We start from the raw sequence: 22,171 nt of genomic DNA on the forward strand, positions 1-22,171 counted from the left end.
CGACGCGACACCCCCGAGCACCGCGAGGACCACCATGACACCCAAGAGCCGCCTGCTGATCCTGGCCGTGGCGGTGCTGCTGCTCGCCGGTCTCGGCACCGGATTCGTGCTGCACGCCGCCTCCCAGGCGGACGAGAAGAACACACCGCGGGCGGGCGGCCCCGCGGTCGCGGCCGGCCCGGTGGCGCTGACCCAGAAGCAGCGGATCGCCTTCGTCAACTCCGCGGCCGGCCCGCAGCGCACCGACGTCGCCACCGTCGCGGCCGCCCGGCCCGGCGGCGCGCGGACCGCCGCCGACCTCAAATGCGCCCGGTTCTACGCGGCCGGCGGCACCGGGGTCTGCCTCCAGACGGGCCTCGGCCTGGTCGCGCAGACCAACCGCGCGGTCATCGTCGACAGCGCGCTGCACACCCTGCGCACCTTCGCGCTGGCCGGCACGCCGAGCCGCGCCCGGGTCTCGCCCTCGGGCCACTTCGCCGCCTGGACGGTGTTCGTCGGCGGCGAGTCCTACGGCGCCGAGTTCTTCTCCACCCGGACCTCGATCGTCGACACCCGCAGCTGGCGGCTCCTGCCCAACCTGGAGGACTTCGCCATCACGCTGGACGGCCACAAGTACCGCAACGTGGACGACAACTTCTGGGGCGTCACCTTCGCGGCCGACGACGACACCTTCTACGCCACCCTCGGTACCGGCGGCAAGACGCACCTGATGAAGGGCTCCGTCTCCCGCCGGACGATCGCCTCGGTCGGCGTGGACAACGTCGAGTGCCCGTCGCTGTCCCCGGACGGTACCCGGATCGCCTTCAAGAAGCGGGTGCTGGCCGGGGCCTCGCTGTGGCACGAGTACGTACTCGACCTGCGCACCTTGAAGCAGACCCCGCTGGCCGAACACCGCAGTGTGGACGATCAGGCCGCCTGGATCGACGACAGCACGGTGGCGTACGCCCTGCCGAAGGAGGGCGACACCAAGAGCACCGACCTGTGGAGCGTGCCCGCCGACGGCAGCGGCAGCGCGCGGCTGCTGATCGCGGACGCCTCCTCGCCGGCGCCGCTGTAGGAACCCCCGCCGGAGCCCCGCCCGCCCCGGCGTCCGGCGGTCACCGCGCCTGTCGAACGCCCGTGCGGCGGCCGGGAGTTGCCTGTGCCGACCGAGTTGCCGGTCGGCCCGCTGATATGCGGTTTTTCATCCCCCTCGACCGGTAATCGACGGTTCGCCATGCTTCGCCAGGGGGTGTCCCCTTGCGGCACCCCGGGCGAGGCAACAACCTGGCTGCTGCCGGTTCCCACCGATCCGGCAGCAGGTCCGGTGAAGGGCCGCCGCCACGGCGGCCGTACCCCTCGCCGGACGACCGCACCGCGGTGGTTCCCAGGGCCCCCTTCCGGTGCCCGCCGGCCGCGGGGCGCCCTGAGGGGGAACACCTTGACGCACCCGACGACGTACGCGACGTACGCGACGCATCCGACGGCGTCCCCGCCGGCCCGCCGCCCGCGCCGCGCCGCCCGCGGCGGGCTGACCGCGCTGGCCGCCACCGCGGCGCTGACCGCCGCCGGACTGGTGACCCTGGCCGCTCCCGCGGCCCACGCGGCGGCCGGCACCACGGCCGCCTATGTCGCCAACGCCACCGACAACACCGTCTCTGTGCTGGACGCCGCCACCGGCGCCGTGACCGCCACCGTCCCGGTCGGCGCCAATCCGCAGGGCGCCGCGGCCAGCCCCGACGGCAGCCGCGTCTACGTACCCGACATCGGCTCCAACGCGGTGACCGTGATCGACACCGCCGACAACACGGTGACCGCCACCGTCCCCGTCGCCGCCAGCCCGATCGCCGTCGCGGTCTCCCCGGACGGCGGCCGGGCCTACGTCGCGGACATCGGCGCGAACAGCGTCAGCGTCATCGACACCGCCTCGGAGACGGTGATCGCCGCCCTGGCCGTCGGCTCCGGCCCGGACTCCCTGGCCGTCTCCCCGGACGGCGGCACCCTCTACGTCGCGCAGAGCGGCGGCGGAGTGGCGGTCGTCGACACCGCCACCGTCTCGGTGACCGCCACCGTCCCCGTCGGGTCGTTCCCGATATCCGTGGCCCTCTCGCCCGACGGCGCGCACGCCTATGTCGCCGACCTCGGCGACAGCGGCCTCAGCGTGATCGACACCGCGACCGCCACGGTGGCCTCCACCGTCACCACCGACGTGGCCCCCTACGCGGTCGCGGTCGCCCCGGACGGCGCCCATGTCTACCTCGCCGACGGCCCGGCCGGCACGGTCTCCGTCTACGACACCGCGAGCGGCACGGTGACCGCCGACATCCCGGTCGGCGCCAACCCGCAGGGACTGGCCGTCACCCCCGACGGCGCACAGGTGTACGTCACCAACCTCGGCTCCGACGACGTCTCCGTCATCGACACCGCGTCCGGGACGGTCACGGCCACCACCGCGGTCGGCCGCAACCCGGCCGGCGTGGCGATCGCCTTCACCCCGGCGCCCCCCGCCCCGGCACCGGTGGTGACCTCGGTCAGCCCGGACAACGGGCCGGTCACCGGCGGCACCGTCGTCACCGTCACCGGCAGCCACCTTGCCGGCGCGACCGCCGTCACCTTCGGCCCCGGCCACCCGGCGGCGGCCTTCAGCTGCTCCGACAGCTCCTGCACCGCGACCGCCCCGGCCGGCACCGCCGGCAGCGTGGACGTGGCCGTCACCGGTCCGGCGGGCACCAGCGCCACCGTCGCCGCCGACCGCTTCACGTACACCGCCGTCACCGCCCCGCAGTCCGCGGACGTCTCGGTCGGCCTGGCCGCCAGCCCGGTGCCCGCGCTGCTCGGCGCGCACATCGACTACACGCTGACCATCGCCGACCAGGGTCCCGGCGCGGCCACCTCGACGACCGTCACCGTCAACCTGCCCATCCCGCTGCGGGCCACCTCCGGCGACTGCGCGGCCACCGCCGGCAAGGTCACCTGCACCACCGGGCCACTGGCGGCCGGCGCCCGGACCGTCCGTCACTTCAGCGTGCCCGTCGGCCTGCTGAGCCTGGACCTCCCCTACGCCGTGACCGCCACCCGCACCGCGAGCAGCCCCGCCGACCCGAACCCGGCGAACGACCGGGCGACCCGTAGCTGCACGGTCGTCACCTCCCTGCTCATCAGCTGCTCCTGAGCCGCCTCCGGTGGCGGACCCCCGGCGGGTTCGCCACCGGCACCTCACGGGACCGTGTTTGATGGCCGTGTCCGACGGCTCCGACGCCTTCGGACGGTCGGCCGGTTCCCAGGAGGCAGCGATGGACAGCATGGACGCGGTAAGGGGTCATCACCGCGGCGGACCCGATCAACTGGTCCACGAGCGGGCGCCGCGCCCGGTGCCCGGCGAGGGCGAGGTGCTCGTCCGGGTGCGGTCGGCCTCCATCACCCCGGGCGAACTCGACTGGGACGCCACCTGGACCGACGCCCTCGACGGCGGTGGCGCGCCGCGGCTGCCGATCGTGCCCTCCAAGGAGTTCTCCGGCGTGGTGGCCGGCACCGGCCCCGCGGTCACCGACCGGTCGCCCGGCGACGAGGTGTACGGGCTGATCCCCTTCACCCGCGACGGCGCCGCCGCCGAGTTCACCGTCGTCCCGGCCGCCGTCATCGCCGCCAAGCCGCCCTCGCTCGACCACGACCACGCGGCGGTCCTCCCGCTGGCCGGCCTCACCGCCCTGCAGGGCCTGGTCCGCCACGGCGGGCTGCGCGGCGGGCAGCGCGTCCTCGTGCACGGCGGGGCGGGCGGGGTCGGCGCCTACGCGGTCCAGATCGCGGCGGCCCTGGGCGCGTCGGTGACGGCCACCGCCGCCGCGCGGGACGCCGACTTCGTCCGGGGCCTGGGCGCCGAGCGGGTCATCGACTACGCCGCCGAGCGCTTCGAGGACCTGCTCGGCGGCGCGGGAGCGGTGGACCTCGTCCTCGACACGGTCGGCGGCGACAACGTGACCCGCTCGTGGCAGGTGCTGCGGCCGTCCGGAGTGCTGGTCGGCGTCGCCGTCCCGCCCGAGACCACCGGCCCCGGCGGGGCGCGCGGGGTGTTCTTCGTGGTGGAGCCGGACCGGGCCGGCCTGGAGGAGCTGTCCCGGCTGGTGGCGGACGGCCGGCTGGAGCCGCGGGTGGCGCAGGTCTTCCCGCTGGCGCGGACCGCCGAGGCCTACGCCGCGCTGGGCCGGCCGCACCGGCGCGGAAAGATCGTCCTGACGGTCTCCTGACCCCGCACTGACCCCGCACTGACCCCGCCCTGACCTTGTCCTGGCCCTCTCCTGACCGGGCCAGGACCGTGCCCTCACCTCGTCTTGACCATGCCCCGCCTCCGCGCGGGGGCCGGAGGCGGTGGGGCGGTGGTCCGCCCGGCCCGGCGGGGATGTCAGGATGGGACCCATGGACAACGTGTATTTCGACATCTCCATCGACGGTGCGCCCGCCGGGCGGATCGTCTTCCGCCTGTACGACGACGTGGTGCCCAAGACGGCCCAGAACTTCCGCGAGCTCGCCACCGGCCAGCACGGCTTCGGCTACGCCGGCTCCGCCTTCCACCGCGTCATCCCGGACTTCATGCTCCAGGGCGGTGACTTCACCAGCGGCGACGGCCGGGGCGGCAAGAGCGTCTACGGCCCCAAGTTCGCCGACGAGAACTTCCAGCTCAAGCACGACCGCCCGTTCCTGCTGTCGATGGCCAACTCCGGCCCGAACTCGAACGGTTCGCAGTTCTTCATCACCACCGTGGTGACCAGCTGGCTGGACGGCAAGCACGTGGTGTTCGGCGAGGTCGTCGAGGGCTCGGAGCTGGTCAAGCAGATCGAGGGCAAGGGAACCCGCAGCGGCAACCCGACCTCCAAGGTCGTCATCACCGAGTCGGGCACCGTCGCGGCCTGACCCGGCTCCCGGGTCGATGGCCCCGGAATGCCCCCGGCCACGAGACCCCGCGTCTCCGTGCCGGGGGCTTCGTCATGAGTTCGGCGGGGGCGGTCCGGGGCAGACGCCCCGGCATGGACACCGTTGAACCCGTGGCCCGTTCCGTACGGCGCCCCGCCCGGCCGGCCGTACTCGCCGGGGCACTGCTGGTGGCGCTGGCCGTGATCGTGACCCTGGTCCTCACCACCGACGACGGCCACCACGGCGGTCCGCCGGGACCCGCCGGTCTCGGCCTCGGCGCCCGGGGCTTCGCGGCCGGCCCGGGGGACCCGACGGCCACCGGCTTCCGCGCCGACGACACCGACCTCGTCGTCCTCGACGGCGTCTCCGGCCGGATCCAGGTCACCGCCGACCCCGACGCGCACACGGTCACCGGCGGCTTCCGCCGGGCCGACGGGGTGCCCGCGCTGATCCGCTCCACCGCGACCCCGTCCCCCGGTACGGACGGCGCGCGGGTCCTCACCCTCGCCTGCGGCGATCCCGACGGCGCCGGCATCCCCTGCGCCGGGGACCTGACCCTGACGGTGCCGGAGCACACCGGGCTGCGGCTGCGGCAGACCTCGGGGGAGACCGTGCTGACCGGTATCGGCGGCGAGTTGACGGTCGCCGTGGCCTCCGACCGCTTCACCGCGCAGGGACTGCACCCGTCCCGGGCCGATGTGACCCTCACCTCCGGCAGCGCGGACCTCGGCTTCACCGACCCGCCCGAAGCGCTGACCGTACGGGCCACCTCCGCCGCCATGACCCTGCGGCTGCCGGCCGCGGCCGGTGACGGCTACGCCGTCACCACCGCGGCGACCTCGGCCGATGTCCGGATCCAGGTGCCGCGCCGGGCGGACGCGCCCCACCGGGTCTCGCTCCAGGTGCTCTCCGGCTCGCTGGCCCTCCTGCCGGCCTGACCGTTCCGGCGGGTGGGCGCGCCCGGCCCCGGAATCCGCCGGCGGCGGGGGACCGGCGGGTTCCGGTCAGATTCCGCCGGGGGCCCGCCGCGTACTTTCGCCGGTACGCAGCGCGAGTTAGCGTGACAGCAGGTTAATTGCCCAGGGCACCTAGTGTACCGGGCATCCAACCGCGCGCCCCCACGCCATCCTCCGGAAGGAGCGCCGTCATGGCCTTGACCGGACAGCAGCCCGTCGCCTTCGCCGCCCCCGCCCCGCGCGGCGGCTGCCCCTTCGATCCGCCGCCCGCCTACGGGCGGGTCCGCGAAGAGCAGCCCGTCGCCCGGGTGAGCCTGTGGGACGGTTCGTCCTGCTGGCTGCTCACCCGCCACCAGGACGTCAGGTCCGTCCTGCGCGACACCCGATTCAGCGCCGAGGCCTCCCGCCCCGGCTTCCCCTTCCTCTCCGCCGGCCGCAAGGCCCTCACCACCAGCAACGCCTCCTTCATCCGGATGGACGACCCCGAACACGCCCAGCTGCGCCGCATGCTGACCGGCGACTTCATGGTCAAGCGGATCGAGGCGCTGCGCCCGCGGGTCCAGCAGCTCACCGACGAGTTACTGGACCGGATGACCGAAGGGCGCCAGGAGGCCGATCTGGTGGCCGACTTCGCGCTGCCGCTGCCCTCGGTGGTGATCTGCCTGCTGCTCGGAGTGCCGTACGCCGACCACGCCTTCTTCCAGGACCGCAGCCGGACCATGCTCAACTCCGTGTCCACGCCGGAGCAGATCGAGGAGGCGCAGGACGACCTGCTCCGCTACCTCGCCGGGCTCGCCGAGTCCAAGGCCGCCGCGCCCGACGACGGCATCCTCAGCCGGCTGGTCGCCCGCGGCGAGCTGACCGTGGCACAGATCGCCGCCATGGGCCGGCTGCTGCTGGTGGCCGGCCACGAGACCACCGCGAACATGACCGCGCTGTCGGCGCTGGCCCTGCTGCGCGACCCGGACCAGCTCGCCCGGCTGCGCGACGCCGCGCTGGCCGGGGACACCGCCGCCGTGCAGGGCGCGGTGGAGGAGCTGCTGCGCTATCTGAGCATCGTGCAGGGCGGTGTCGCCCGGGTGGCCACCGAGGACGTCACCGTCGGCGATGTCCGGATACGGGCCGGCGAAGGCGTGCTGCTCATGCTCAACGCCGCCAACCGGGACGAGGAGGCGTTCCCCGGCGGCGACTCGCTGGACGTCTCCCGCGACGCCCGCCGCCATGTCGCCTTCGGCTTCGGCGTCCACCAGTGCCTCGGTCAGCCGCTGGCCAGACTGGAACTCCAGGTCGCGCTGGCCGCGCTGCTGCGCCGGCTGCCCGGCCTGCGGCTCGCCGTGCCGTTCGAGGAGATCGGTTTCCGCACCGAGATGCTCGTCTACGGCGTCCACGCGCTGCCCGTCACCTGGTGAGCGCCCCACCGCGCCCGGTCACCTTCCCCCGCCCGTCAGGAGGCCCGATCGTCATGCGTGTCCACGTCGACCAGGAGAAATGCTGCGGCTCGGGCCAGTGCGTGCTGGCCGCGCCCGATGTCTTCGACCAGCGCGCGGACGACGGCATCGTCCTGCTCCTCGACCCCCGGCCACCCGCCGGCATCCACGCCGAGGTCCGCGACGCCGCCGCCTTCTGCCCGGCCGGCGCGATCACCGTCGAGGAGACCTGAACGAGCCGCCGCCCACCGGGAGCCGCGAGCGTGAACCGAGCGGGACCGGAGCCGGATGGGAGCCGTAGCCCCGATGGACGGCGGCGGGCCGAATCCGGGCACATCAGCGGACCGGGCGACGTAGGCTCCGCAGGGTGAGCAATGGTTGTGGTGAGGGCCAGGAGTGCGCGCGCTGCGCCGAGTTGGCCGCCCGGTTCAAGGATCCCGCGACGCCCAACCCGGGCGCCTTCCTCTACGGCTGGGCCAGACATCACCTCGACGACCACGGGACGGTGCCGGCGCCGCGCGAAGGCTGCGCGGAGTGCGCGAAGTACTCCGGGCGGGCCGGCGCCGTCCACGCGCGGGTGTGGCAGCGGTGGGCGCTCACCCACTTCATGTCCTGCGCGCTGGCCCCCGGCTGGAGCCCGCCGCCGGGGGACTAGGCGGTGTCCGGCAGTGCTAGACCGTCCCGCGCAGCAGGTCGATCAGCTCGCGCGGCATCCCGTGGGTGTCGTGCAGATAGCCGTAGTCCTCCGCGCCGAGCGGTCCGGAGAAGCGCGGACCGGCCAGCAGCCGGCGGCCCCGGCGCAGCATTCCGGCGAACCGCCGCTCCTCGTCGAGCAGCACCTCGCGGACCCGGTCCGGCGGGAAGGGCAGGCCGAAGTGGTCCAGGGTGGCGCCGATCAGCGGCTCCGGCAGGTCGCCCAGCGTGAAGTCCAGATCCTCCCGCCACAGCGTGGTCAGCACCCGCCGTACCAGCCGGCGCGGTACGTACCCGCGGCCGTTGCTGCCCGGGGCCACACCGTCGGCGGTCACCACGACGGCCGACCGCAGATGGTCGGCGACGATCCGGGTCCGCCGCCCCTCGACGCCCCACAACCCGGGCAGCATACGCATCCACGGCTCGAACAGATCGATGTCGAAGACCGAGCGGTGGCCCTGAAGGACCATCACCAGCCGTTCCAGGCCCATCCCGGTGTCCACGGCGGGCCTCGGCAGCGGCTGGAGGCGGTTGTCCGCGAAGCGGTGGTAGCGCATCATCACGTGGTTCCACACCTCCACCCAGCGCTCGTCGCCGCCGGGGGTGCCCAGCGGCGGGCCGTCCCCGGTCCAGACGAAGATCTCCGAGTCCGGGCCGCAGGGTCCGGTGGGGCCGTTGGACCACCAGTTGTCCTGGCCGGTCAGCTCCACCGGCACCCCCAGATCGGCCCAGGTCCGCAGTGATTCGGTGTCCGGGCCGAGCTGTTCGTCGCCGCCGAACACGGTGGCGTGCAGCCGTCCCGGCTCGACGCCGAAACCGTCGACCAGCAGTTCGTGTCCCCAGCGCAGGCTCTGTTCGGTGCCGTAGTCGCCCAGCGACCAGGAGCCCAGCATCTCGAACACGGTCAGATGGGTGAGGTCGCCGACCTCCTCCAGGTCGGTGGTGCGCAGACACCGCTGGACGCCGACCAGGCGGCGGCCGAGCGGGTGGGGCCGGCCGGCCAGATAGGGGGTCAGCGGATGCATCCCGGAGGTGGTGAAGAGCACCGGGTCGGCCGGCGGGCGGACGAGCGAGGCGGCGGGTACGGGCTGATGCCCGCGCTCGCGGAAGAAGCGGGTGAAGGTGTCGGCGGTCTGCCGGGCGGTGGGCGAGGCGGCCCCGCCGGTCGGGGTCTTCGGGGTACCGGGGGTGTTCACGGTGGTGGACCTTTCGGATCGGGCCACCGGAAAGGCCGCGGGCACACGCCGCCACGGGAAGGAGAGGGGGAGGAGGCGCCCGGCGAGCCGTTTCCGGTCGCCGGGCTTCTGCTGGAGGAAGGTCAGGCGGTGGCAACCGGCGAGCTGGTCGCTCGCGCGGTCGCGGGGATGTGCGGGGTGACCTTCATGGGGTTCACGGTAACAACGGCCGTGGCCCCGGCGCCGCCGAATATTCGGCGGCCCGGACCGGGGGCCGGGCGGGCTCCCTCGCTGAGCGGGCCCCGGCCGCCGCGCCCGCCCGGCCGGAATCGTCCGGTCCCGGTCAGGCCGCCGACCAGGGCTCGATCACGGTGATGCCCGCCGGCGAGCCGCCGCTGAGCGCGGCCAGCGCGTCCGGCGCGGCGTCGAGCCCGATCACGGCGCCCACCAGCAGATCGGGCCGCAGCGTGCCGGCGGACACCTGCCGCATCAGCTCCGGGTAGGCGTGCGCGGCCATGCCGTGGCTGCCGAGGAGTTCCAGCTCCAGGGCCACCACCCGGTCCATCGGCACCGTGACGCCGCCGGCCGGCAGCAGCCCGACCTGCACATGACGGCCGCGGGCCCGCAGCCCGGCCACCGAGGCGGCGCAGGTCGCCGCGGAGCCCAGCGCGTCCAGCGACAGCTGGACGCCGCCGCCGGTCGCCGCCCGGACCGCGCCGGCCGTGTCCCCGTCCACCGCGCCCGGGTCGACGCACACCGCCGCGCCGAACCGCCGCGCCAGCTCCAGCGCGGCCGGCGACGTATCGACCGCGACGACCCGCGCCCCGCAGGCCACCGCCACCATCACCGCGGACAGCCCGACCCCGCCGCAGCCGTACACGGCCACCCACTCGCCGGAGCGCACCCGGCCCTGGGCGACCACCGCGCGGTAGGCGGTGGCGAACCGGCAGCCGAGCGCGGCGGCGGTCGTGTACGCCATGTCCTCGGGGACGGCCACCAGATTGGTGTCGGCCTGATGGAGCGCCACATACTCGGCGAAGGAGCCCCAGTGGGTGAACCCCGGCTGGTGCTGCCGCTCGCACACCTGCTGATCGCCCCGCGCGCACGCCGCGCACCGCCCGCAGGCGCAGACGAACGGCACGGTGACCCGCGCGCCCACCCGCCATCCGGTGACCCCGGCGTCCACCGCCACCACTTCGCCGGCCAGCTCGTGCCCGGGCACGTGCGGCAGCGAGATGCCGTCGTCGTGCCCCATCCAGCCGTGCCAGTCGCTCCGGCACAGCCCGGTCGCCCCGACCCGCACCACCACCCCGCCCACCGGCGGCACCGGATCCGCCACCTCCCGCACCGCGGCCGGCTCCCCGAACCCCTCGAACACCACAGCCCGCACGCCCGCCACCACCCGAATCCTCGCCCGCTGCGCCGTCAGCACCTTAGGCCTCCCGGCGGCTCGCCGGGAAAAGTCCGGATCCCCAGTCACAGGGACCCCGCCCGCCGACCACCGAGCGCCCGGACGCGGCCTCCGTCCCGGCCGGGCCGGCCGACGCCGACGGCACCGCCGCCGGGCCGCGCCGGCCCGGCGCACCGGGCCCCGTGCGGGCCAGCGGGGCCGACGCTCAGAGCACGATATGGGCCGATCATCCCTATACGCTCGGTCCTGTGACGACTCCCGAACCCACCGGCCGACAGCGCTCGGCGAAGCGGCGACGGGATCTCGTCCTGCTGTCGCCGCTGCTGCTGACCGTGGTGATCGGGTCGCTGGCCATGTCGACGCCGGATGACTTCGCGGTGAGCCGGCTGCTGCCGGCCGCGCCCGCGCTGGCCGCGTCGATGTGGTCGGTACGGGCCACCCTCGCCCTCGGCCTGGCGACGACGGGCGTGGTGATCGCCGTCCAACTGGCCTACAACGAGGCGACCATCGCCTTCACCGCCGGCGCCCTCGCGGCGGTCACCGCCTCGGCCGCGTACGCCGCCCATGTGCGGCTGCAACGCGAGCGCACGCTGACGCGGGTGCGCTCGGTCGCCGACGCGGCCCAGGAAGTGGTGCTGCGTCCACTGCCCCGGCGTGTCGGCCTCCTCGGCATCGAGTCGCTCTACCTCGCGGCCGCCGAGGAGGCCAAGATCGGCGGCGACTTCTTCGAGGCGCTGGAGACCCCCTACGGCGTCCGGCTGGTGATCGGGGACGTACGCGGCAAGGGGCTGTCCGCCGTCGGCGTGGCCAGCGCGCTGACCAACTGCTTCCGCGACGCCGCCTACGACGAACCGGACCTGATGGCCCTCGCCCGCCGGCTCGACGTCAGCCTGGGGCGGCACAGCGCCTCCCGGCCCGCCCGGGACGAGACGGAACGGTTCGCCACCGCGGTCTTCGCCCAGATCACCCCCGCCGGGGACCGGGCCGAACTGCTCAACTGCGGCCACCCCGCACCCCTGCTGCTGCACGGCGGCGAGGTCCGCGAGCTCAATCCCGGCGCGGCCTCGCCGCCGCTCAACATGGCCGCGCTGATCGGCGGCGCCTACCACGTGGACAGCGTGCCGCTCGCTCCCGGTGACGCACTGCTGCTGTTCACCGACGGGGTGACCGAGACCCGCGACCGGGCCGGGGCGTTCTTCCCGGTGCTGGAGTGGGCCCGCGGCCAGGACCCGGCCCCCGCCGGCAGGCTGCTCGGGCACCTGCACGAGCAGCTGCTGGAGTTCGGCGGGGGAGAACTCGACGACGACATCGCCGCGCTCCTGGTGCGCCGCGAGCCAGGTCAGCCCACGGTCACCTTCGGGTCGAAGGCGACGTAGCCGCTGAAGTCCCGTCCGACCCGCCCGATCGCGGACGCGGGCGGCTCCGGGTAGGACCATGCCGCGTCCTGGTGCGAGCCCTCCCCGGTCTGCACGTTGAAGTACTGCGCCTCGCCCTTCCAGGGGCAGGTGTAAGGCGTGTCGCTCATGCTGAGCGCCTGGGAGGTCACCGTGTCGGGCGGGAAATACCAGTTGCCCTCGATGGTGACCACATCGGCATCGGAAGCGTCCGCGAGGACCGTTCCGTCGAGTACCGCCTGCATGGGTGTTCCCTTCACTGGTCCGACTCCGGTCCGGCGCCGGTACGACACTGATCCTGCGCCGGGGCGACGCCGGTACGAGACGCGGAAAGCAGCGGCCACCGGGCCGCCCCGCTCGCCGGACGCCTACCCGACCGGCCGCCCCCCTACCGGTCGTGGCCGCAACCCGTACGCCGTACGGCCCATTCGGCCGGTTCGGCCCGCCCGCCGGACCGCGCCGGACCGGCGGGCGGGCCGAACCAGCGCTCACCCCCCGGCCGGCCGGGCCCGTACATGCATCCGCTCGCCCTGCGTGCCGAACAGGCTCAGGAACTCCACCGGGTGCGGCCCGGGGTTGCCGAAGCCGTGCGGGGTGCGGGTGTCGAACTCCACCACCTCGCCCGCGGCCAGGATCAGATCGTGCTCTCCGAGGGCCAGCCGGAGCCGCCCGGACAGGACGTACAGCCACTCGTAGCCCTCATGGGTGGACTGCGCCGGGCGTGCCTCCGGGTCCTTCGACGGCGGCATGATCTGCTTGTACGCGTGCATCCCGCCGAGGTGACGGGTCAGCGGTACGAACGTCTGCCCGTGGCGGGTGAAGGGGCGCGGGTGGATCCGCGGGTCGCCGGTGGGCGGCGCGCCCACCAGCTCGTCGAGCTGCACCCGGTAGGCCCGCGCCAGCGGCAGCATCAGCTCCAGCGTCGGCTTGCGCAGCCCCGACTCCAGCCGGGACAGCGTGCTCAGCGAGACACCGGTCGTCTCGCTGAGCTCGGCCAGGGTGATGCCCCGCGCCTGCCGCAGGGCCCGCAGCCGGGGTCCCACCGCGGCCAGCACACCGGGGAGATCGTCGTCGTCCGCCATGGTCACCATGTGCCGATACGGCAACAGTCCTTGTCAAGTGATCACCGGCCGCCGGACTTCCGGGACGGCCGGGGGAGAGCAGGCGAGGTCAGGGCGCGTCGAGTCCGCCGTCCGGCCGGCGCACCCCTGTCGCCCAGCGCTCGTGCAGGAACTTTGTGGGCGGGTACTTGGCCGCCTCCCGCTCGTCCAGGTCCACTCCCCAGCCGGGTCGCTCCGAGGGCGCCAGATGCCCTTCGCTGACCACCGGCGTCCCCGGGAAGACCTCGCGGGTCGCCTCGTTGTAGGTGTGCGACTCCTGGTAGCCGAAGGCGGGCGTGGAGATGTCCACCGCGAGGTTGGCCGCCACGCCGACCGGTGAGATGTCGCCGGGGGAGTGGAACGCGGTGCGCACTCCGAGCAGTTCGCCGAGCGCCACCAGCTTGCGGGTCGGGGTGAGGCCGCCGACCGCCGAGGTGTGCAGCCGCAGCAGGTCGATACCGCCGTCCCGGATCAGCCGTACCGCGTCGGTCACCGAACCGATCTGCTCGCCCACCGCGATCGGCACCGGCGAGGCCGCGCGCACCTCCGGCAGCCGGTCGTAGAGCTCGGGCGCGATCACGTCCTCCAGGAAGGACAGCCGGTAGGGCTCCAGGGCCCGGGCCAGCACCACCGCCTGCTTGGGCGTCAGCCGGCTGTGCACGTCGTGCATCAGGCTGACCTCGTCGCCCAGCCGCTCGCGCGCCGCCTCGAACAGCCGCGGGGTCGCCCGCAGATACTGGGCGACGTCCCAGCCGTCCGGGTGCGGCGAGCGCGGATAGCCGCCGCGGGTGCCGGGAGCGCCGTACGTACCGAGTCCGGGACCGCCCACCTGGAGCCGGATGTGCCGGTAGCCCTCGGCCAGCAGCGCCTCGGCGCCCTCCAGTGTCTCGTCCACGCTGCCGCCGGCCGCGTGCGAGTACACCTCGACGGCGGCGCGGCTGCGGCCGCCCAGCAGTTCGTAGACCGGCATCCCGGCGCGCTTGCCGGCGATGTCCCACAGCGCCTGGTCCACCCCGGACAGCGCGTTGTTGAGCACCGGGCCGTTCCGCCAGTAGGACGAGTAGTGCACCGAGCGGGTGATGTCCTCGATGTCGGCCGGGTGCCGGCCGACCACCAGCGGGCCGACGTGCTCGTCGACCGCGGCCACCACCGCCGCGTACCGCTGGGTGAAGGTGGCGCAGCCCAGTCCGTACAGCCCGGGTTCCGAGGTGTCCACCCGGACCACCACCAGCGGCATTCCCTCGGGCGCGGTCACGATCGCGCGTACCGCGGTGACCCGGAGCCCGTCGCGGGACGGCCAGGGCGGCATGGCCTGCGGCAGCGAGCCGGAGGGGTCCAGCAGCCGATCGGCGTTCGATCCGGTCATCGCACAACTCCGGTTCGCATCGGTGAACAAGCTCGGCAGGCGGCTCGGCGACCGTCCGATGATCGTCGGCCCGACCAGTCAACCACAACAGGTCGGTGCTATGAGCATGTTAAATTTCCGGCACCCACGCCGGGCACCGCGGGCTCCGCCGGTGCCCGCCCCGGCCGCGCCGAGAGGAAGTTCACCGTGAAGGTACTGGTCACCGGTGCGGGCGGTCAGCTGGGCCGCGAAGTGGTCTTCCGGCTGCGGGAGGAGGGCTGGAGCGTACGGGCCTTCGACCGCGTCCCCGTCGCCCCCGGCGCCGCCGACGAGGTGGTCACCGGCGAACTCCTCGACGCGGAGCTGCTGGACAGCGTCGTCGACGCGATGGACGCGGTGGTCCACACCGCCGCCCTCCCCTCGCCCAACGTCGCGCCGCACAACGAGGTGTTCGGCAACAACGTGCAGGCCACATACCGCGTGCTGGACGCCGCCGGGCGCCTCGGCGTCGGCCGGGCGGTGAGCGTCTCCAGCCTGTCCGCCCTCGGCATCGCCTTCTCGGAACACCGCCTGTCCCCGCACAGCGTGCCGGTCACCGAGGAGCACCCCTTCATCGGTGACGACGTATACGGTCTGTCGAAGTACCTCGGCGAGATCACCGCCGACGCGGCCGCCCGCCGCTGGGGCACCGCGATCGTCAGCCTGCGCTTCCCGTTCGTCGGCGCCGGCGACCGGCTGCGGCAGCACCTGGCCCGCGTCCACCACGACCCCGGCTTCGACCGCGGCGCGCTGTGGGGCTGGATCGACACCCGCGACGCGGCCCGCGCGGTCGCCGCCGCCCTGACCGCGCCGCTGACCGGGCACACCGTGGTCAATGTGGCGGCCCCCGACACCAGTGCCCTCGAACCGACCGCCGAACTGCTGCGCCGCTACCACCCCCGCACCCGCTTCGACGCGCCTCTGGACGGCTTCGCCGTCCCCTTCTCCACCCGCCGGGCCGGCGAACTGCTCGGCTTCACGACCCAGCACAGCTGGCGCGCCGGGCAGCCGGTCTGACGCCCGGCGCCCCGGATCTTTCCGCCGGGCTCTCTTGAATCGCCGGGCCGGTGGCCCGACACTGTCTCGGACAGCGACTGCTCGACTGCATTCGCGCCCGGCATGCCGGTAGTCCCCCGCAACGAGGCGGCGACCACAGGCGGTTGGTCACCGCTCGTTACCGGATGCGGCCAACGACCCCACGTGCACATCCGAGCCGGCGGGGCAGAAGCGATCTCGAACGTCCCGACGCCGGCCGTACCAGCGTGAGGATCTGACGTCGAGAGGAGACGGTATGACCGTCGCGGTCGGAGTCGAAGAGGAATTCCACGTCGTGGACCTGGAGTCGGGCACCCTGGTGCCCCAGGCCCGGGCGGTGCTGGACCGGCTGCCCGAGCGCGGCTTCACCGCCGAACTCCAGCAGTCGATCGTCGAGGCCAACAGCAGGCCGCACCGCTCGCTGCACGAACTGCTCAAGGACATCAAGGGCTCGCGCCGCGCGCTGGCCGCCGCGGCCGAACCGCTCGGCCTCGGCGTGGTCGCCGCCGGTACCGCCCCGATGGCCCGGTTGGGCACCATCGACGCGACGGCCGACCCGCGCTACCGGCGGATGACCGAGAACTACCGGGTCGTCGCCGAGGAGCAGCTCATCTGCGGCCTCCAGGTCCATGTCGACGTACCCGACCGCGACACCGGCGTCATGGCGATGAGCCTGCTGTCGCCCTGGCTGCCCGCACTGCTCGCGCTGTCCGCCAGCTCACCGTTCTGGCTCGGCTCCGACACCGGCTACGCCAGCTGGCGCACCCTGCTGTGGCAACGCTGGCCCACCACCGGCCCCGCCGGGCACTTCCGCTCCGCCGAGCACTACGACACGGTGATCTCCGGCCTGGTCGCCTCCGGCGTCATCAGCGACGCCGGCATGGTCTATTACGATGTGCGCCCCTCGGCCCACCTGCAGACCCTCGAACTGCGGATCTGCGACGCCTGTCCGCGCGCCGAGACCGCGGTGATGATCGCGGGCCTGTTCCGCGCCCTGGTGGTGGACGCCTGCGAGGCCGTGGCGGCCGGCCGGCGCGGCGACGACGAGCGGCTGGAATGGCTGCGCGCGGCGACCTGGCGGGCGGCCCGCTCCGGCCTGGAGGGCGATCTGGTGCACCCGGTGGACGGCCGTCCCCGCCCGGCGCCCCGCGTCATACGCTCCCTGGTCACCCGGCTGCGGCCCGCCCTGGAACGCACCGGCGACTGGACCGACGTGGTCGAACTGACCGAGGAGGCACTGGCCCTGGCCAGCGCGGCACACCGGGTCCGGCGGACCGCCGAGACCGACGGCCTGCCCGCCGCCGTCGCCCAACTGGTCGCGCAGACCCGGGGCGCCCGCGGCGCCGACCACCCCCCGCACCACCTCGGCCTGCTGCGCGGCTACCGCGCCGACCACGACGAGATGGTCGACCTGGCCGGCGAGGTCCGGCCGCTGTACCGCACGGTGCTCACCGAGCTGGACCAGGCCGGTGTCGAAGGACTGCAACTCGCGGTGCGGACCCAGCAGAAGCAGCAGCTCACCGAGGGCGTGGCCTTCCGGACCGACGGCGAGGACACCCCGCGGCTCTTCCCCTTCGACGTGGTGCCGCGCCTGGTCACCGCCGAGGACTGGACGCTGCTGGAGCGCGGCCTGACCCAGCGCACCCGCGCCCTGGAGGCCTTCCTGCACGACGCCTACGGTGAGCAGACCTCGCTGCGCGACCAGGTGGTCCCCGCCCACTTCCTGCCGAACCCGCAGGCGGCCAGGGAAGGCGCCCTGCTGTCGCGCCCCGGCCTGGTACGGGTCGCGGTGGCCGGCATCGACCTGGTGCGGGACGCCAGCGGCTGGCTGGTGCTGGAGGACAATCTGCGGGTCCCCTCCGGCATCGCCTACGCCCTGGCGGCGCGCCGGCTGGCGCCGGTCCGGCCCTGGCCGCAAGTGGCGGGAGTGGAGGACGTCGCGGCGACACTGGCCAGGACGCTGCGCGCCGCCGCGCCCGGGGCCGACCCCCGGGTGATGGTGCTCAGCGACGGCCCGGACAACTCGGCCTGGTACGAACACCGCACACTCGCCGACGAGATGGGCTTCGCCCTGCACACCACGGACGACCTGGAGATACGCGACGGGCGGGTGCACGCGGTCCGGCCCGCCCGCAACACGGCGAAGGGCGCGCCCGCCGACGACCGCCCCTTCGACGTGGTCTACCGCCGCATCGACGAGGACGACCTCGCCAAGGCGGCCGGCGCCGACGGCCGGCCCCTGTGGCCCGGCCTGACCGCCGCCGCCCGCGCCGGGAAGGTCGCCTTCGCCAACGCCTGGGGCAACGGAGTCGCCGACGACAAGGCGCTGTACGCGCTGGTGCCCCGGCTGATCCGCTACTACCTGGGCGAGGAGCCGCTGCTCGGCCAGGTCCCGACCCTGCTCCCGGGCGAGCCCGGTGTCCTGGACCAGGTCCTCGACCGGCTGCCGGAACTCGTGGTCAAGCCGGTCGACGGCCAGGGCGGAGCCGGCGTGGTCATCGGCCCGCACGCCTCCCCGGAGGAACTCGCGCGGCTCAGGGCCGAGTTGCTGGTCTCGCCGCAGAACTGGGTGGCGCAGGACGTCATCCAGCTGACCAGCCACCCCACCTTCGACGGGGAGCGGCTGGAACCGCGGGTGGTGGACCTGCGGGTGTTCGTCTGCGCCGAGCGGGAAGGAGACGGGCTCGGCGCCGTCGGGCTCAAACCCACGGTGCTGCCCTCGGCGATGACCCGCGTCGCGGCCGGCGGCAGCCTCATCGTCAACTCCTCACGGGGCGGCGGCGCCAAGGACACCTGGATCCTGCGCGGCGGCTCATGACGGGCCGCCCCCACCGGAGGTGCGTATGTGCGGCCTGACCGGCGAGCTCAGATTCGACGGCACCAGCCCCGACCTCGCCGCCGTCGAGCGGATGACCGACCGGCTGGCGGCCCGCGGTCCCGACGGCCGCGGCCTGTGGTCGCAGGGCGCGGTCGCCCTCGGCCACCGGCGGCTGAAGATCATCGACCTGTCCGAACGCGGCGCCCAGCCGATGACCGACCCGGAGGGCGGCCTCACCGTCGTCTTCAACGGCTGCCTGTACAACCACCGCCAACTGCGCGCCGAGCTGGAGAAGTCCGGCCACCGCTTCCACTCCGGCTCCGACACCGAGGTGCTGCTGCACGCCTACCGCCGCTGGGGCCTCGACTGCGTCGACCACTTCGCCGGCATGTTCGCCTTCGCGGTGGCCGAGCACGCCTCCGGCCGGGTCGTCCTCGGCCGCGACCGGCTCGGCATCAAACCGCTCTACACCGCCCGGCGCCCCGGCCGGCTGCGCTTCGCCTCCTCGCTGCCCGCGCTGCTGGCCGGCGGCGACGTCGACACCTCCCTGGACCCGGTGGCGCTCCACCACTACCTGAGCTTCCACTCCGTCGTCCCCGCGCCCCGCACCGTCCTGGCCGGGATCAGGAAGCTGCCCCCCGCCACCGTCCGGGTCATCGAGCCGGACGGCACCGAGCACGACCACCGCTACTGGAGCCCGGCCTACACCCGGCAGGACGCCCACGCCGGGATGGACGCCCGCGACTGGCGGGACGCGGTGCTGGACGCGCTGCGCACCGCCGTACGCCGCCGCACGGTCGCCGACGTACCGGTGGGCGTGCTGCTGTCCGGCGGGCTCGACTCCAGCCTGGTCGTGGCGCTGCTCGCCGAGTCCGGGGCGTCGGGCCTGGCCACCTTCAGCATCGGATTCGACAGCGAGGGCGGCGAGTCGGGCGACGAGTTCACCTGGTCCGACCTGGTGGCGCGTCGCTACGACACCGACCACCACCGGATCGTCGTCCCCTCGACCCGGCTGCCCGGCGCGCTGGACGAGGCGGTGGCGGCGATGAGCGAGCCGATGGTCAGCCACGACGCGGTCGCCTTCCACCTGCTGAGCCGGGAGGTGGCCCGCCATGTGAAGGTCGTGCAGAGCGGCCAGGGCGCCGACGAGGTCTTCGCCGGCTACGACTGGTACCCGCCGATGGCCGGCCTGCCGCGCGGGGACGCGGCGGCCACCTACGGCAAGGTCTTCGTGGACCGGCCGCACGCCGAACTCGCCCGGATGCTCGCGCCGGGAGTGCGGACCGGCGACGACGTCTCCGGCGACTTCGTCCGCGAACACCTCGCCCGGCCCGGCGCCGACACCGCGCTGGACGCCGTCCTGCGGCTGGACAGCGAGGTCATGCTCGTCGACGACCCCGTCAAGCGGGTGGACAACATGACCATGGCCTGGGGCCTGGAGGCCCGGGTGCCCTTCCTCGACCACGAACTGGTCGAACTCGCCGCGGCCTGCCCGCCGGAACTGAAACTCGCCGACGGCGGCAAGGGCGTACTCAAGGCGGCCGGCCGTACGCTGCTGCCGGTGGAGATCACCGACCGCCCCAAGGGCTACTTCCCGGTGCCGGCCATCCGGCACATGGCGGGGCCCGTACTGGAGCGGGTCCAGGAAGCCCTCGCGGCGCCCGCCGCCCGGGCCCGGGGGATCTTCCGCGACGAATACCTCCGCGAGCTGCTCGCGGCCCCCGAGAAACACCGTACGACGCTGGGCGCCAACGCCTTGTGGCAGGCGGCCCTGCTGGAGATCTGGCTGCAGACCCACGGAGTCGAATGAGCACCCTGTCCCACCCGCACGCCTGCCGGCAGGCGGCCGCCGATCCCACCGGACCGTCGGCCGCCTTCGTGTGCGACCGGCACGGCACCCCCCAACTCTGGCTGGCCGCCCCCGGCGAGGCCGAGCCGCGGCTGCTCGACCCGGCGCCCGACCCGGTGACCGCGGTGAGCTGGTCGCCCGACGGCCGCTGGATCGCGTACACCGCCGCGCCCGGCGGCGGCGAGCACACCGTCGTGCGCTGTGTGCGCCCCGACGGCTCCGGCCGCCGCGACGTGGCCGGAGCCGGCACGCTCGCCGCGGCCCACTTCGGCTGCTGGACCCGGGACGGCTCGGCGCTCGCCGTCACCGAGGCCGTCGCCGTCGGCGCCTCCCCGCCGCCGTCGGGCCCGGCGGACCTGCCCGCGGCCAGGACCGCGGCGCCGGCCGCGAGCCTGGCGCGGCCGCACGGCGCGGACGAGGCCGTCCCGGAGTCCGCCGGGACGGCGGACTCCGGCTCCGCCGCGGGGCCGGACGCCCTTCCTGCTCCGGCTCCGGGGGCACGAGGGATCCCCCCGCAGCCGGTGACCGCTGCCCCGGCCGGTGCCACCGGGACCGCGCAGGGCCCCGCCGAGCCGCGCGCCGACGAGGCCGCCGTGCCGCCCGCCCGCCAAGGGGTGCTGGTCGCCTCGCTGGTGGACCCGGCGGGGCGCCGCGCGCCGCGCCGGGTGGCCGCCGAGGCCGGATCGGCCACGCTGCGGGTCTGCGACATCAGCGCCGACGGCCGCCGGATGCTGCTGCGGCGCGGTCCGCGCGGCCACCGGGAGGCGGTCGTGGTGGACACCGCCGACGGCCGCGAGACCTGTCTGCTGCCCGTGGCCGACGGCGACCCCTGGATCGGCCGGTTCTCGCCGGACGGCGGTGTGCTGTGGCTGCGCAGCGACGAGGACCGCGAGTACGCCGCGCTGCTCGCGGTGGAACTGCTGCCGGACGGCAGCCCCGGTGACATCAGGTCCGTCACCGGGCGGCCGGACGCCGACCTGGAGCTGTTCGCCGCCGACACGACGGCCGGACGCGCCGCCCTGGCCTGGAACGACCGGGGCCGCAGTGTGCTGCAGACGGCCGTACTCGGCGCCGACGGCACCCTGTCCGAGGTCCGCGACGTACCGCTGCCGCACGAGGTGGTCACCCGGGCCGACGCCGACGCGGCCGGCGGCTGGCTGCTCTCCTTGTCGGGCTCGGTACGGCAGCCCGGCGTATGGACCGCGCCCGCCGCCGGAGAGGTCACCTGCACCGCGTGGACATCGCCCGCGCCCACGGCCGGCCGCCCCGTACCGCCGGTGCCGCTGAAGCTCCGGGCCCGCGACGGCACCGCGCTGACCGGCTGGTTCCACCGCGCTCCGGGGCCGGCCGGCCCCGGGCCCTGCGTGATCCATCTGCACGGCGGCCCGGAGAGCCAGGAGCGCCCGGTGCTCGAACCCCTCTACCAGGCGCTCCTCGACCGCGGCCTGCACGTCTTCGCCCCCGATGTCCGGGGCTCCTCCGGCCACGGCCGGGCCTTCCTGGCCGCCGACCGGGGCGCCGGGCGGATCGCGGCCGTGGACGACGTGGCGGACTGCGCCGCCCACCTGGTCGGCGCGGGCCTGGCCGACCCGGACCGGCTGACCGTCATGGGCCGCTCCTACGGCGGCTATCTGGTGATGGCGGCCCTGGTCCGGCACCCCGATCTGTTCCGCGCCGGGGTCGCGGTGAGCGGCATGTCGGACTTCGCGACCTTCTTCGCCGGCACCGAGCCGTGGATCGCCGAGTCGGCGGCGGTCAAGTACGGCCACCCCGTGCACGACCACGACCTGCTGGCGCTGCTGTCACCGATGACGCACGTCGACGCGCTGCGTACCCCGGTCCTGGCCGTGCACGGCGCCCTGGACACCAATGTCCCGCCGGGCGAGTCCGAACAGTTCGTCCGGGCCGCCCGGCGGCGATCGGTGCCCGCCGAACTGCTGCTCTTCGCCGACGAGGGCCACGACCTGGCCCGGCGGGCCAACCGGGAACGGTTCCACCGCGCGGCCGGGGACTGGCTGACCCGCTGGACGAGCTGAGCCGCC

At 74.6% G+C, this 22,171-nt stretch carries 18 protein-coding genes; 13 read left to right on the forward strand and 5 right to left on the reverse strand.

Annotated elements, in window-relative coordinates; genetic code table 11:
- The first annotated feature begins 34 nt into the window (after positions 1 to 34).
- The 8 genes from ACFO3J_RS06760 (at position 35) to ACFO3J_RS06795 (ending at position 7,925) form a co-directional block, all read left to right on the forward strand.
- Positions 35 to 1,057 carry a TolB-like translocation protein gene (locus ACFO3J_RS06760; RefSeq protein WP_386427782.1) on the forward strand — a complete coding sequence of 341 codons (1,023 nt, stop codon included), beginning with the start codon at positions 35 to 37 and terminating at the stop codon, positions 1,055 to 1,057.
- A 363-nt stretch (positions 1,058 to 1,420) separates the two neighbouring features.
- Positions 1,421 to 3,151, forward strand: a complete 1,731-nt coding sequence (locus ACFO3J_RS06765) for a YVTN family beta-propeller repeat protein (protein ID WP_386427109.1) — start codon at positions 1,421 to 1,423, stop codon at positions 3,149 to 3,151.
- Positions 3,152 to 3,272: 121 nt separating this feature from the next.
- Positions 3,273 to 4,223 (forward strand): NADP-dependent oxidoreductase, encoded by a 951-nt coding sequence (locus ACFO3J_RS06770; protein ID WP_386427111.1) that lies wholly within the window; start codon positions 3,273 to 3,275, stop codon positions 4,221 to 4,223.
- Positions 4,224 to 4,392: 169 nt separating this feature from the next.
- On the forward strand, positions 4,393 to 4,887 hold the full coding sequence (locus ACFO3J_RS06775) for a peptidylprolyl isomerase (RefSeq protein WP_386427113.1): 495 nt from the start codon (positions 4,393 to 4,395) through the stop codon (positions 4,885 to 4,887).
- 113 nt (positions 4,888 to 5,000) lie between these two features.
- Complete coding sequence (locus ACFO3J_RS06780) at positions 5,001 to 5,825, forward strand: hypothetical protein (RefSeq protein WP_386427115.1); 825 nt, start codon at positions 5,001 to 5,003, stop codon at positions 5,823 to 5,825.
- A gap of 209 nt (positions 5,826 to 6,034) precedes the next feature.
- Positions 6,035 to 7,252 carry a cytochrome P450 gene (locus ACFO3J_RS06785; protein WP_386427117.1) on the forward strand — a complete coding sequence of 406 codons (1,218 nt, stop codon included), beginning with the start codon at positions 6,035 to 6,037 and terminating at the stop codon, positions 7,250 to 7,252.
- A 53-nt stretch (positions 7,253 to 7,305) separates the two neighbouring features.
- Positions 7,306 to 7,503 carry a ferredoxin gene (locus ACFO3J_RS06790; protein ID WP_386427119.1) on the forward strand — a complete coding sequence of 66 codons (198 nt, stop codon included), beginning with the start codon at positions 7,306 to 7,308 and terminating at the stop codon, positions 7,501 to 7,503.
- Between the two features lie 134 nt (positions 7,504 to 7,637).
- Positions 7,638 to 7,925: a hypothetical protein gene (locus ACFO3J_RS06795; protein ID WP_386427121.1), complete on the forward strand. Its 288-nt coding sequence runs from the start codon at positions 7,638 to 7,640 to the stop codon at positions 7,923 to 7,925.
- Positions 7,926 to 7,941: 16 nt separating this feature from the next.
- Here the strand turns inward: ACFO3J_RS06795 and ACFO3J_RS06800 are convergent, their stop codons facing one another.
- Together ACFO3J_RS06800 and ACFO3J_RS06805 are read right to left on the reverse strand one after the other, a co-directional pair.
- Positions 7,942 to 9,159 carry an alanine--tRNA ligase-related protein gene (locus ACFO3J_RS06800; protein ID WP_386427123.1) on the reverse strand — a complete coding sequence of 406 codons (1,218 nt, stop codon included), beginning with the start codon at positions 9,157 to 9,159 and terminating at the stop codon, positions 7,942 to 7,944.
- A 322-nt stretch (positions 9,160 to 9,481) separates the two neighbouring features.
- Positions 9,482 to 10,528: an alcohol dehydrogenase catalytic domain-containing protein gene (locus ACFO3J_RS06805; protein ID WP_386427784.1), complete on the reverse strand. Its 1,047-nt coding sequence runs from the start codon at positions 10,526 to 10,528 to the stop codon at positions 9,482 to 9,484.
- Between the two features lie 269 nt (positions 10,529 to 10,797).
- Here ACFO3J_RS06805 and ACFO3J_RS06810 point away from each other — a divergent pair, with 269 nt between their 5' ends.
- On the forward strand, positions 10,798 to 11,925 hold the full coding sequence (locus ACFO3J_RS06810; RefSeq protein ID WP_386427125.1) for a PP2C family protein-serine/threonine phosphatase: 1,128 nt from the start codon (positions 10,798 to 10,800) through the stop codon (positions 11,923 to 11,925).
- Here ACFO3J_RS06810 and ACFO3J_RS06815 read toward each other — a convergent pair.
- The 3 genes from ACFO3J_RS06815 to ACFO3J_RS06825 form a co-directional block, all read right to left on the reverse strand.
- On the reverse strand, positions 11,889 to 12,188 hold the full coding sequence (locus ACFO3J_RS06815) for a DUF427 domain-containing protein (RefSeq protein WP_386427127.1): 300 nt from the start codon (positions 12,186 to 12,188) through the stop codon (positions 11,889 to 11,891). The genes ACFO3J_RS06810 and ACFO3J_RS06815 overlap by 37 nt on opposite strands.
- 243 nt (positions 12,189 to 12,431) lie before the next feature.
- Positions 12,432 to 13,025: a helix-turn-helix domain-containing protein gene (locus ACFO3J_RS06820; protein WP_386427786.1), complete on the reverse strand. Its 594-nt coding sequence runs from the start codon at positions 13,023 to 13,025 to the stop codon at positions 12,432 to 12,434.
- 88 nt (positions 13,026 to 13,113) lie between these two features.
- Positions 13,114 to 14,409 carry an enolase C-terminal domain-like protein gene (locus ACFO3J_RS06825; RefSeq protein ID WP_386427128.1) on the reverse strand — a complete coding sequence of 432 codons (1,296 nt, stop codon included), beginning with the start codon at positions 14,407 to 14,409 and terminating at the stop codon, positions 13,114 to 13,116.
- 186 nt (positions 14,410 to 14,595) lie between these two features.
- On the opposite strand from ACFO3J_RS06825, the gene ACFO3J_RS06830 reads away from it, so the two are divergent.
- From ACFO3J_RS06830 to ACFO3J_RS06845, 4 genes are all read left to right on the forward strand, one after another.
- Positions 14,596 to 15,444, forward strand: a complete 849-nt coding sequence (locus ACFO3J_RS06830) for an NAD-dependent epimerase/dehydratase family protein (protein WP_386427130.1) — start codon at positions 14,596 to 14,598, stop codon at positions 15,442 to 15,444.
- A gap of 274 nt (positions 15,445 to 15,718) precedes the next feature.
- Positions 15,719 to 18,280, forward strand: coding sequence for a glutamate--cysteine ligase (locus ACFO3J_RS06835; protein ID WP_386427132.1), 2,562 nt, complete (start codon positions 15,719 to 15,721; stop codon positions 18,278 to 18,280).
- Between the two features lie 25 nt (positions 18,281 to 18,305).
- Positions 18,306 to 20,090, forward strand: a complete 1,785-nt coding sequence (locus tag ACFO3J_RS06840; protein WP_386427134.1) for an N-acetylglutaminylglutamine amidotransferase — start codon at positions 18,306 to 18,308, stop codon at positions 20,088 to 20,090.
- On the forward strand, positions 20,087 to 22,165 hold the full coding sequence (locus ACFO3J_RS06845) for an alpha/beta fold hydrolase (RefSeq protein ID WP_386427136.1): 2,079 nt from the start codon (positions 20,087 to 20,089) through the stop codon (positions 22,163 to 22,165). Before ACFO3J_RS06840 ends, ACFO3J_RS06845 begins: the two co-directional genes overlap by 4 nt.
- The last annotated feature ends 6 nt before the right edge of the window (positions 22,166 to 22,171 follow it).

The sequence above is a fragment of the Streptomyces polygonati genome, from assembly GCF_042650325.1.
In the GTDB taxonomy this organism is placed as follows: Bacteria; Actinomycetota; Actinomycetes; order Streptomycetales; family Streptomycetaceae; genus Actinacidiphila; species Actinacidiphila polygonati.

Bases quoted from the DNA above. Each gene is read 5' to 3' on its own strand.
- ACFO3J_RS06790 (WP_386427119.1), top strand. From the start codon at position 7,306: ATGCGTGTCCACGTCGACCAGGAGAAATGCTGCGGCTCGGGCCAGTGC.
- ACFO3J_RS06770 (WP_386427111.1), top strand. From the start codon at position 3,273: ATGGACAGCATGGACGCGGTAAGGGGTCATCACCGCGGCGGACCCGAT.
- ACFO3J_RS06835 (WP_386427132.1), top strand. From the start codon at position 15,719: ATGACCGTCGCGGTCGGAGTCGAAGAGGAATTCCACGTCGTGGACCTG.
- ACFO3J_RS06845 (WP_386427136.1), top strand. From the start codon at position 20,087: ATGAGCACCCTGTCCCACCCGCACGCCTGCCGGCAGGCGGCCGCCGAT.
- ACFO3J_RS06815 (WP_386427127.1), bottom strand. From the start codon at position 12,188: ATGCAGGCGGTACTCGACGGAACGGTCCTCGCGGACGCTTCCGATGCC.
- ACFO3J_RS06775 (WP_386427113.1), top strand. From the start codon at position 4,393: ATGGACAACGTGTATTTCGACATCTCCATCGACGGTGCGCCCGCCGGG.
- ACFO3J_RS06840 (WP_386427134.1), top strand. From the start codon at position 18,306: ATGTGCGGCCTGACCGGCGAGCTCAGATTCGACGGCACCAGCCCCGAC.
- ACFO3J_RS06825 (WP_386427128.1), bottom strand. From the start codon at position 14,409: ATGACCGGATCGAACGCCGATCGGCTGCTGGACCCCTCCGGCTCGCTG.
- ACFO3J_RS06760 (WP_386427782.1), top strand. From the start codon at position 35: ATGACACCCAAGAGCCGCCTGCTGATCCTGGCCGTGGCGGTGCTGCTG.
- ACFO3J_RS06785 (WP_386427117.1), top strand. From the start codon at position 6,035: ATGGCCTTGACCGGACAGCAGCCCGTCGCCTTCGCCGCCCCCGCCCCG.
- ACFO3J_RS06780 (WP_386427115.1), top strand. From the start codon at position 5,001: ATGGACACCGTTGAACCCGTGGCCCGTTCCGTACGGCGCCCCGCCCGG.
- ACFO3J_RS06820 (WP_386427786.1), bottom strand. From the start codon at position 13,025: ATGGCGGACGACGACGATCTCCCCGGTGTGCTGGCCGCGGTGGGACCC.